The sequence below is a fragment of the Ferrimicrobium sp. genome (assembly GCF_027319265.1).
Lineage (GTDB): Bacteria > Actinomycetota > Acidimicrobiia > Acidimicrobiales > Acidimicrobiaceae > Ferrimicrobium.
Genome location: NZ_DAHVNP010000073.1, coordinates 1 through 11,013 on the forward strand (window position 1 = coordinate 1; position 11,013 = coordinate 11,013).

Genomic DNA, 11,013 nt, shown 5'->3' on the forward strand with positions numbered 1-11,013 from the left:
ATGGTGCATGAACTTGGTCATCAGAACTCCCTTCAATCCCCAGCCCACCCGGGCTTCACCTAATCGTTTTAGGGATGAAACCAGACAACGCCCAGTGGCCTTGGACACCGAAGGGGTGGGACTTGTGGCACTGAGGGGGGGGACCCTCAGCCTGAGATGATCATGGTTCCCTTCTCACCAGCGAGAAGGGCATCAGCATCCTCGAGCGAGCCGACAACGGCCCTACGGCCAGTGTGTCGCACAAACTCCTCGGCGGCACGGACTTTTGGGCCCATCGATCCAGCCGCGAAGTCCAACCCCGCAAGCTCGGTAAGTGATAGCTTGCGATAGGCGGTGGCATGTTCCGTTCCATAGTCACGATAAATCGCATTGACGTCGGTAAGGATCATCAAAACATCCGCTTCCAACGCGATGGCCAGCTTTGCACTGGTGAGATCCTTGTCGATGACCGCCTCAACTCCAAGCAATCCTCCCTGGGGTCCCTCCATGACAGGGATCCCGCCCCCACCGGCGCAGATGACGGTGAGGCCCATCGATAGCAAGCCCTCGATCACCGACAGCTCGACGATGCGCAGCGGATAGGGAGAGGGGACCACCCGTCGCCAAGCATCACCGTCACGTTTGACCACCCACCCAAATTCTGCGGCCAGCCTTCTCGCCTCCTCAGCCTCATAGGTCTTACCCACAAACTTGGTGGGGTCGGTAAAGGCCGCATCGTTCGGATCGACGACCACCCTGGTGATCAAGGTGCAGGCACGTGAGGTTGCGGAGATGCTGTCAAGGTCGTTACTAATCCAATAGCCGATCATCCCCTGGGTCTGCGCACCAAGAACGTCGAGTGGGTAGGGAGAGCTGAGCGAGGAATCCTCCTGACTCTCAAGCGCCAATAACCCCACCTGTGGGCCATTGCCGTGGGTAATAACGAGCTGGTTACCGGCACGCAATCTTCCAAGCGAGACGGTCGCCTCCTCAACGTGGTGCGACTGCGTGGTCGCATCAGGTCGCTCGCCCCGCCGGAGCAACGCATTGCCTCCTAGCGCTACCACCACCCGCATCAATGACCACGCAGCGAAGCCAGCATCAACGCCTTAATGGTATGGAGCCGATTCTCGGCCTGATCAAAAACGATTGAAGCCTGAGAGGAGAAGACCTCGTTGGTCACCTCCACCCCATCGGTACCCATGAGCTTGGACAGGCGGGCTCCTGTCGCCGAATGCTGGTCATGCAACGAAGGCAGACAATGCATAAACTTGACCTCTGGGTTATGGGTCGCGCGCATCATGGCTTCGTTCACTTGATACTCCCGGAGCAGGTCAATGCGTTCTTTCCATGCCTCCTCAGGTTCACCCATGGATAACCAGACATCGGTGTAGAGAAAGTCAGTCCCGTGCAGTCCCCACTCGATATTTTCGGTCATGACCAGTCGAGCACCGGAGTTCTCGGCCAGCTGCTTGGCGAGGAGCACAGAGGTGTCCTCAAGTGTGAGCTCCTTTGGGCTCACGATCCTGATCTCGAAGCCCAACAGCGCACCAGTCACCAGCAACGAGCGTGCAGTGTTGTTGCGCCCATCGCCAACGTAGGTCAACACAACACGCCCGAACTCTTTGCTGGTATGTTCCGTCATGGTCAGCACATCTGCGAGCATCTGCGTGGGATGCCACATGTCAGTCAGGCCATTCCAGACCGGCACGTCGGCCGCTTGATCTAACCCCTCAACGCTCTCTTGGGTGAAGCCTCGAAACTCGATTCCATCGTACATCCGGCTGAGGACCTTTCCTGTGTCCGCTGGCGACTCTTCGACTCCGAGATGACTCTCGCCGGGACCGATGTAGACAGGATGCGCACCCTGGTCAAGGGCAGCGACCTCGAATGCCGATCGCGTTCGGGTAGAGGGTTTCTCGAAGATCAGAGCGATCTTTTTGCCGACAAGCTCTGGTACCTCGACACCGTTTTGCTTCGCGTGCTTCAAGGTGGTGGCCAACTTAACGAGGTAGAAAAACTCGTTCGCCTTCAGATCATCGACCTTGATCAAACTACGACCATATAAATTCATCTTGGACTCCCTTAACTCTCTACCGCATCACGCTCAACAGGACAAGCCATGCAACGCGGACCGCCGCGCCCTCTTCCAAGCTCGCTCCCAGCGATCGTGATCACCTCAATCCCACTCCTACGCAACATGGTATTTGTGGCGACGTTTCGCTCATAGCCCATGACCACACCCGGCGCCACTGCCAGGTAGTTGTTCCCATCATCCCACTGTTCACGCTCTGCCGCTCGGACATCCTCATCGCTTCTCAAGATACGGAGACGATCAACCTCTAGCAACTCTGCCAACGTCACCCAAAGATCACGGTTCTCGCGAATGACTGGCATAGTGTTATCGTCAGCTGAGATCGTCCAACTCCGCAGGTGATGGTCGAGATACGGGTAGACAACAAAGCAATCACGATCAACCATAGTCATTAAGGTGTCGAGATGCATCGTTGCGTGCGACTTCGGAATCTGCACGGCGACAATATGCTCCGCCTGACCAGTCGCGAGCAGCCGTGTTGCAAGCTGTTCAACGGCCATCGGAGTCGTTCGCTCTCCCATGCCCACTAGCACCGACCCATGCCCGATCACATGGATATCCCCACCCTCTAACGAGGCGGGCTGATGGTCGCGATCATCGTCGCCGAGGTAGGTGATAAACGTACTCCCCGCGAACACCGGATGATAGGCATAGACGGCTCGGGTATTGATCGTCTCGCGACGGCGCGCCTCCTTCGCCATCGGGTGGATCGAGACTCCTCCATAGATCCACGCTGAGTTATCGCGCTGAAAGAGATGATTTGGCAGAGGCGGAAGTACAAAATCATCGCTGCTGAGAGCGCTCAAAACGATACTATGCCGGCGAACTCGCCCAAGATCACTTTTGAGAATACCGCCGATGACCGTGGCCGCTAGCTCCTCCGAGTTCAGTTCCTCGAGAAAGTCGCGGACCACCTCGACGAGCACTGATCCGAACCGATCCTCAGTGCAGATGTGATCGAGCATAAATGCCCGTCCCTCATCAACCTCAAGTGCCCCGGCAAGAAGATCGTGAAAGTAGAGAACGTTGATTCCCCGATCGCGGAAGGACTCAGCAAAAGCGTCATGCTCTTCCTTCGCCTTCTTCAGCCAGATCACATCATCAAAGAGCAGTTCATTGATGTTCTCAGGGCTCAAACGAGCTAGCTCGAGACCAGGGCGGTGAAGAATCACGCTCTGCAGCGTGCCCACCTCTGAGCCAACGTAAGGACGAAAATCCCTCTCCTCTTTCATGCCCTCGCCTCCTCCTCACTTCCTTCAGTCATCACGAGATCATCGGTAGCCCCATCCACGACATGGCCACGCTTGCCAACGTTCTTGAGCAATCCAAAGAGAGGAACTCCGACAAGTATCAATACCATCGCCTGATATACCGCTGAGTAACCTGAGGCAAAGGTAACCCACATGGAGAAGAGAAACCCGACGATACCGAGTGTCGCATCCCTCCACAACTGCATTTTCTGCAGTGGGCGTCGGCTACGGATCAGGAAATACAACTGCGCCGACGCCGAGAACAGATAGGGGATAGCAACGAGCACCACGCTCAAGTTCACCAAGTAGACAAAGACCGTCAGACCGGATGAGTTGAGATATCGCCACACCAGAAGAATGCTCGGAAGAAACGCCGCGAACAGCACACCGATGCGCGCAGTGTGCTGTGCATCAACTTTTTTGAAGATCGGGAAGAACAGATCATCCTTGGCCATCGCATAGGAGACCTCAGCGGTGACCAGTGTCCAAGTGACAAGAGCCCCAAACCCTGAGACCACTGCCGTCGCCGCAACCGCCTTGCCAACCCACGCCGCATGCCCGAACATTGTTTGGAAGGCGGTGACGAAGGGGGCTCCATCCTTGACAAGTTGCCCATGAGGCACCAATCCCATCACCACCGCACTCACAAGAAGATAGACGATCGCGCTCGCCGCCGTCCCAAGAATCGATGCCCTCCCCACATTTCTCTCTGGATTACGGACCCGACGAGCAGTGATTGCGGCGGTCTCGATACCGATGAAGGAGAAGAGTGCTACACCACTCGCAATGCCGATAGCAGAATAGAGGCTCCCACCTGAGGCGTTGAATCGACCAAAGTAACTACCGTGAATGAAGAACCAGCCAATCACCCCGACGAAGAGTAGCGGTATGAAACGCAAAACAACGGTAATATTCTGAACCCAAGCCATCGAACGGATGCCGGCAATATTGATCGCCGCTGGAATCCAAAGACCGAGCAATGCGATCACGATGTTATCCCACCGGGTCGGATGCGTCATACCAAGGAGAGCCTCGACATAGAGGACCCAGGATGCAATAATGGCAGCATTGCCGGCCCACGCTTGAATCCAGTAGGCCCAACCAATAATATAACCCGCGAAATCACCGAAGGCGAAGCGCGAATAGGCGTAGAGACCACCATCCGAGCTCGGTACTTTACGTGTTAATTGACCGAAAAGTGTCGCCAAGACCATTGCCCCAACGGCAATCGCCGCTAACACAAGAATCGAACTCGTCCCCGCTCCTGCCATGACCGCTGGCATAGTGAATACACCAGCGCCGACGATAGAACCAACAACCACTCCAGTGCTCGAGGTCAGACCCATACCCCGCGGATGAACTCCACCGCCTCCTATCGCCGGATCAATAGGCTTGTCGATCACTTTGGCCATCCTTCACTCCTCCTCGACATCTGAACCCACTCGTAGGTCAACCGCCTCGTAACTCAACGGAGAACAGGCGACTTCGCGCTGTCCATGGAGTACCTACCATGCGCCATCGCGCGCATACCCTCACCCTCGTCTACCACCAACTCTTCATGCCGGCCCAGCTCACGAGCAATGTTCCCTCGACTCACTGCCAACCTCCAGCCAGACATACTAGGCCGGCCCAGAACCGAAGCAAAGAGCCAAAGTACCCTAACCGGGTGGGCCCGAGGGCCCTCGAACAGCTCCTTTGTCGCCCACAACTGCGAACATCGAAGATCCCACAACCGGCCTGGCGGTATCACCAAGCTCCCATCATCATCACCATTGCCAGGCAGACAACGGTGCTGCTGATCCACGCTCATCGCAACGGACTCCTCGACGAAGGTAATCATCACCGCAGGGTGACAAGTCCACCATCGTGTGCGAAACCATAGCGATGCCCATTACACGTGGGAGATCGAATGTGTTCGCACGAGTTCTGTGGTCAACAGACTCAACTCTTGGTCAACTTGGTCAGAAATTTTGCGGATCAGTGTAGCTATCTTCGAGCGCCGGTAGCTCCCTACGGATCACATGAAGGACTCCAGCCGACCCATCTCCTAGCACCATCCAACCCACGCACGCTCATCACAAATCCTCTTCCTCCAACAACCCACACGCTAGGATATCAACGGTCCAAACAAGCAATTTATCACTCTGATACCCCTGATAGTGACTCACCAGAGCGGCGCCAACTGAACCAATTAGTAATCGAATGTGAGAATACTCAATACCAATTGGTGGCACTACTCCCGTAAACCCAAGTAGAGTAGAAGCGTAGAGGAAGAAGTTAAACTAACTGAGAAAGAAGGAGAAGAGGTAACAACATGCCAGATTTGATCTTGCTAAAGTTCGACCATTCATATGATGCACAAAAGGCGCTCGACGCCGTCCGCGCCCTCGAAGAGTTGCGTTATGCCTGGGTTGATAACGTCGCCGTCATCGAGAAACACAAGTCAGGGATCACCACGCTTTCGACACCTCACGGCTCCGTCGCTGGTGGTGCCTTCCTAGGTGGACTTGCAGGTATCTTGCTGTTCTGGTGGTTTCCACCGGCGTGGTTCTTCGGCGGTTGGCTCGGTGGGATGGGCGCAGGAGCTGCGATAGGAGAGCTGTGGAAGCGATCAGGAATCGACGAAAAGCTTGTGGCCGAGGTGAAGTCCGAACTCACCCCGGGCACATCGGCACTCGTCCTGGTTGGGGTATCAGGGGATGCCGATCAGATGACCCGTGCATTTGAACCCTATCACCCATCAAAGGTCATTCGTAGCTCCATCACCGACGAGACAGTCGAGAACCTTCGTCAAGCATTTGAGAAGGCAAACGAGAACTCCTAACTTGCTCGATCAACGACCACAGTGGAGCCTCTTGCCCGGCCGGGCAAGAGGCTCCACTGCTTGTGTCCCTGTAGAATACCGAGGTCCACAGCGTTCGGCGACCAAACCGTTCGACACTAGTCGCGATCGAACCCTAGCTGCGATCGAACCCTAGTCGCGATCGAATTGCATTCCCGGAAGGTTGCCTACCCGAGGCCTTCTGCGAGGTGCACCTCACCACCCATGAACAACGCGGCAGAACAGGATCCTCACTTCACCGACCAGTGGTTCCGCACAAGGTCGACCGTCGAGACAGACTGACAGACATTCGAAGGATTTTGTCTGTGAATAGAGGCAGCGAGCCTTGGGGTCCTCGCCATGCTTTGGATCACACCTGCCCCTACCATGACTGCAGGCAGCGGCCGCAACCGGCATGACTAACGATGGCTCACCTGGATCCCTTCTCGCTGTAGCCACATCCACTGTCGCTCGTCTCCTTATCAAGGGACCTTATCCCCTAGTGAAACGCCTTGGCTAGCCCTAGGTTGTGAGATAGGGTAACGAGATCGGAGATCCAAACATGGAGACGTCAAGCTTTGACAAAAATGGTGTGGTGTTGGTCGGCTACGACGGATCGGAGTATGCACAGGAGGCGCTCGACTACGCCGCTCAAGAGGCAAAACTACGGGGGGCCAGCGTTGCGATCGCGATCGCCTGGGAGATCGGTGGCTATGACTTCGGAGTAACGGCGGGCGCCCTCAAGACACTTTCGCACGCCGCCGAGGCCATCCTTGAGACTGGCGCGGCGTTCATGCGGGACAAGTATCCAGACGTACCGTTTCAAACGCATCTTTTGGAGGGAGAACCTGCCTACGCGCTCATCGAGCTTGCAAAGGAAGCCGACATGGTGGTGGTAGGGGCACGAGGGAGGGGTGGCTTCTCGGCACTTTTGCTCGGGAGCGTCAGCGATCAGCTTATCCACCATGCCGAAGTTCCCGTACTGGTTGTGAGGCACTGATCGGTTGTCTGAACCTTTCGTACCGGATTCCGAGACTCAGGGACTCACCACCGCCGAGGTCGCACAACGACGCAGACAGTATGGTCCGAACGCAATTGTCCATCCCAAGGAACACCCTTTTGCTCTATTCTTGAAGAAGTTTTGGGCTCCTGTTCCTTGGATGCTCGAGGTGACTCTCATCCTGGAACTGGCACTCGGGAAATCGGCCGAGGCCATGGTTATTGCTTTGCTGCTCGTGTTGAACTCAGTGCTGTCGTTCTCGCAAGAAAGTCGGGCCAAGAAAGCGTTGGAACTGCTCCAGTCCAAACTGCAGATCACCGCGAGGGTCTTTCGGGATGGATCTTGGCAACAAGTACCGGCCGTCGATCTAGTGCCTGGTGACTACATCCATCTACGGATTGGCGATCTTGCGCCGGCCGATCTACGAATCGTCGATGGCGAACTGCTGGTTGACCAATCCGCACTGACCGGCGAGTCGCTCCCGGTGGAACATCACCGTGGTGACACGGTCTATTCTGCGTCGATTATCCGACGAGGCGAAGCCTCAGGCGAGGTAACCGCAACGGGTACGAAGAGCTACTTCGGCAAAACCGCGGACCTCGTGAGGACAGCGGGATCTGCCAGTCACCTTGAAGTGCTGGTGCTCGGCATCGTGAAATGGCTCGTCACCTTCGACATCGTGCTCGTCGTCGTGGTATTCGTCGATGCGCTCGTGCGAGGAATCACTCTCTCCCACATAGCACCATTCGCGCTCATCCTCCTCGTCGCCTCGGTTCCAATAGCGCTCCCTGCCACCTTTACGCTCGCCACCGCGGTCGCGGCGATGGAGCTCGTGCGTCGCGGCATCCTTGTCACTCGCCTTGCGGCTATTGAAGAGGCTGCGTCGATGACAGTTCTCTTGAGTGACAAAACTGGCACGCTTACCAAAAATGAACTCAGGATTCAATCGATCGTCACCTTTGCGGACGCCACCGATGCTGATGTGCTCTTTGCTGCGGCGATGGCATCGGACGCATCCACACAAGATCCTCTCGATCTTGCCACACTGGTCAAGGCGCAGCAGCTTGGGATCAAACCCGTACCTCGAGCAACCTTTTCTCCCTTCGACCCCGCGACAAAGCGTTCTGAGTCAACCTATCTCGATGCGTCGGGATCGGAGCACCGCGCCTTGAAGGGTGCCCCTCAGGTGCTCAAGACGCTCATCACGGGGGGTGAAGAACCCCCGACGCTCACGGAAACACTCGTTGATCTTGCACGCAGCGGCTCGAGAGTCCTCGGTATCGCTGGAGGAGTCGCCTCCGACCTCAAATTGCTTGGCTTAATCGCTTTCGCCGATCCGCTACGCGATGATGCGGCAGAGATTCTTCAACAGCTTGCAGGGCTTGGCATCACCGTCAAGATGGTCACTGGCGATACCCCGGAGACAGCAGCCTCGATCGCAACGCAACTTGGCCTATCCGGCAAAGTCTGTTCACCCGATAACAGCGACTCAACCTGTGCGGTCTATGCGGGGGTTTTTCCAGAGGACAAGTACAAGCTTGTCGCCGCGCACCAGACGCAACAAGCGATCGTTGGCATGACGGGAGACGGGGTCAACGACGCGCCCGCGTTACGTCAAGCCGAGGTTGGGATCGCTGTAGCGACTGCTACCGATGTCGCCAAAGCCTCAGCCAGTCTTGTTCTTACCACTCCAGGTCTCACCGGTCTGGTTGACGCCATTGATATGGGACGTGCGGTTTACCAACGCCTGCTCACCTACACGCTTAACAAGATCGTTAAGACTCTCCAAGTGGCCCTCTTTCTCAGCATTGGGGTACTCGTGCTCGGAAAATTCGTAGTGACACCTCTCCTCATCTTGCTGCTACTCTTTGCAAACGATCTCGTAACGATGTCACTGGCCAGTGACAACGTCCACCCATCGAAGACTCCCAACCATTGGAGTGTCACAGTGCTGATGAGGACCAGTAGCATCATCGCACTCGCATGGCTACTCTTCTCGTTTGGGACCTACGCCTTCGCCAGCTTGGCAGGGCTATCCCAAAGGCAGCTACAAACCCTCGACTTTGTGGCGCTCGTCTTCTCCGGTCTCGCCAATGTCCTCCTCCTCAGAGAGCGAGGACACCTGTGGGCATCCAAACCAGGGACCTTCCTCTTGTTGGCATCCGGTGTCGACACGCTCGTCGTTGGTCTCTTCGCGACGGCCGGAGTGCTCATGAGTGCAGTACCCATCGAGGCCGTCATCCTGGTATTCATCGGAACGCTCGTCTGGGTGATCCTGCTTGACTTCGTAAAGGTCAAGCTTGTCACGCATGGTAACGCACTTCTCGCATGAGTTCCCTCGCTGAGGTCGAGCCCCATCCTCGCGCAGCCAGGGGGTACTCTCACATCGCATGCCGTTGGCGGTGCTCAACCGATCCCCTACGGCAAGGCGACAATCCCTGCCACCCACAAGGCCCCTTGGCTTGAGCAGCAAAGCACTCAGGCGAGATCGAGTAGTTTGGGAGCCTTTCGAACATGCTGGAGATGACCGACTAAATAGACAGGGCGCTCGGTGTAGCCATAGAGATCGAGGACAAAGCGCCCCCGAGTCGACAGCTTCCTGTTGAGAAACATGACCACACAGTACTGGCCAGGCGCAATCGTCCCAAATCCCAAGTGTGCCATCCCGCGAGCATTGAGCTGTGCCAGTCCACGAAAACTATCGTCATGAGGCGCCGTCGTCAGTGCTCGCTGAAGCGCGTCGACGCAGTTAGCTGCAGAGGTCCCAGATACCGACCGAGCACCGCCGCAGGAGGCGAGTGCCACCGCGGACAACACGAGTGCCACCGGCCACCGCCGCCACCACTTAATCCTCACGCAGACCTCCCAACAGAAAATAACTGCTCCAACCGATAGGGATCCACAACCAATAGCTCACCACCCGGTAGAGTAAGACAGCAGCCAACATCGACGATGGGGCTCCACCAAAGGCCACCAACGCAACCGTGATCGACCCCTCAACCACTCCGAGCCCACCTGGGGTAATCGGAAGGTTGGCAGCGAGTGCACCAAGCACATAAGCAGCCGTGACCCCAACAAGACCAACGTGCGCATGGACAGCGACCAAACTCAAAACCAAGGTGGCGAGGTCAAAGAGCCAGTTCCCGAGTGCCCCAAGCGATGATTGAACGATAGCGCGCGGCCGGTAGCGGAGCTGTTGTGCCGTCAAAATACTGGACTGGCTGAATTGGCCCTTCACGTGTACGATACGGCGGAGGCGTGCGCCTACCTGTATCGCCACGACAAGCACTCGATCCATCCGGATGATCGCAGCGACCGCCAGCAGAAGCAATCCAAACAAAATCGCAATATCGACATTGCTGAGCACAGCTGTTGCCTGGGTATGTGCGACCAGTACCAGACCGAGCAGGACCAAAAGGGCAACGATGGCGAGTAGATTCCCACCAAGCAACGCCGCCGTCGCTTCAAGGGGGCTGCAACCCCTGCCTCGAAGCTTGCGATAGAGATACGCAACAGAAAAACCCGCGCCAAGCGGTATGGAATCATTCATGGCGATCGCCGCGAGAGAGGCTCCAAAGAACCACCGCCGTGTCAAACGTCCGAGACGAGTCGGCAAGAGATAGTACGTCATCAGCGAATAGGATAGATCCGAGAGAACCTCAAGGACAAAACCGATCACAATCAGCCCAAAATCCGCGTTCGACAGTGCCGCGGCGGTACCGCTGAGCTGGCCGCGCTCACTGTAGATGACCAAAGCGGCCACGACAAGGGCTATCAGACCGATGACTATCTGCACCCCACGGCGGGTCGAGGTCTTCATCGCCAAGGCGCTACTGGCCCTTGATCGTACTTCGTCGTCTTACCTACT

The 11,013-nt window shown here is 56.5% G+C and carries 9 protein-coding genes; 3 read left to right on the top strand and 6 right to left on the bottom strand.

Going from position 1 to position 11,013, the window contains the following annotated elements; genetic code table 11:
- Nucleotides 1-146: 146 nt before the first annotated feature.
- From arcC to M7439_RS11190, 4 genes are read right to left on the bottom strand one after another with little or no spacing between them, the layout of a single operon-like run.
- Nucleotides 147-1,055: a carbamate kinase gene (gene arcC, locus M7439_RS11175; RefSeq protein ID WP_298344261.1), complete on the bottom strand. Its 909-nt coding sequence runs from the start codon at nt 1,053-1,055 to the stop codon at nt 147-149.
- Nucleotides 1,055-2,053: an ornithine carbamoyltransferase gene (gene argF, locus M7439_RS11180; protein WP_298344263.1), complete on the bottom strand. Its 999-nt coding sequence runs from the start codon at nt 2,051-2,053 to the stop codon at nt 1,055-1,057. The genes arcC and argF overlap by 1 nt, the downstream gene beginning before the upstream one ends.
- A gap of 11 nt (nt 2,054-2,064) precedes the next feature.
- The gene (locus M7439_RS11185; RefSeq protein ID WP_298344266.1) at nt 2,065-3,306 is read right to left on the bottom strand and encodes an arginine deiminase; all 1,242 of its coding nucleotides are present in this window, start codon (nt 3,304-3,306) and stop codon (nt 2,065-2,067) included.
- Nucleotides 3,303-4,736: an amino acid permease gene (locus M7439_RS11190; protein ID WP_298344269.1), complete on the bottom strand. Its 1,434-nt coding sequence runs from the start codon at nt 4,734-4,736 to the stop codon at nt 3,303-3,305. Before M7439_RS11190 ends, M7439_RS11185 begins: the two co-directional genes overlap by 4 nt.
- A 902-nt stretch (nt 4,737-5,638) precedes the next feature.
- On the opposite strand from M7439_RS11190, the gene M7439_RS11195 reads away from it, so the two are divergent.
- The 3 genes from M7439_RS11195 (at nt 5,639) to M7439_RS11205 (ending at nt 9,477) form a co-directional block, all read left to right on the top strand.
- Nucleotides 5,639-6,148 (top strand): DUF1269 domain-containing protein, encoded by a 510-nt coding sequence (locus M7439_RS11195; protein ID WP_298344271.1) that lies wholly within the window; start codon nt 5,639-5,641, stop codon nt 6,146-6,148.
- A gap of 559 nt (nt 6,149-6,707) precedes the next feature.
- The gene (locus M7439_RS11200; RefSeq protein WP_298344274.1) at nt 6,708-7,145 is read left to right on the top strand and encodes a universal stress protein; all 438 of its coding nucleotides are present in this window, start codon (nt 6,708-6,710) and stop codon (nt 7,143-7,145) included.
- 4 nt (nt 7,146-7,149) lie between these two features.
- Entirely contained in the window at nt 7,150-9,477 is a 2,328-nt protein-coding gene (locus tag M7439_RS11205) for a plasma-membrane proton-efflux P-type ATPase (protein WP_298344276.1), read from the top strand.
- Between the two features lie 146 nt (nt 9,478-9,623).
- Here M7439_RS11205 and M7439_RS11210 read toward each other — a convergent pair whose 3' ends face one another.
- Nucleotides 9,624-10,001, bottom strand: coding sequence for a hypothetical protein (locus M7439_RS11210; RefSeq protein WP_298344279.1), 378 nt, complete (start codon nt 9,999-10,001; stop codon nt 9,624-9,626).
- Nucleotides 9,991-10,965, bottom strand: a complete 975-nt coding sequence (locus M7439_RS11215; RefSeq protein ID WP_298344282.1) for a YbhN family protein — start codon at nt 10,963-10,965, stop codon at nt 9,991-9,993. The genes M7439_RS11210 and M7439_RS11215 overlap by 11 nt, the downstream gene beginning before the upstream one ends.
- Nucleotides 10,966-11,013 lie beyond the last annotated feature (48 nt).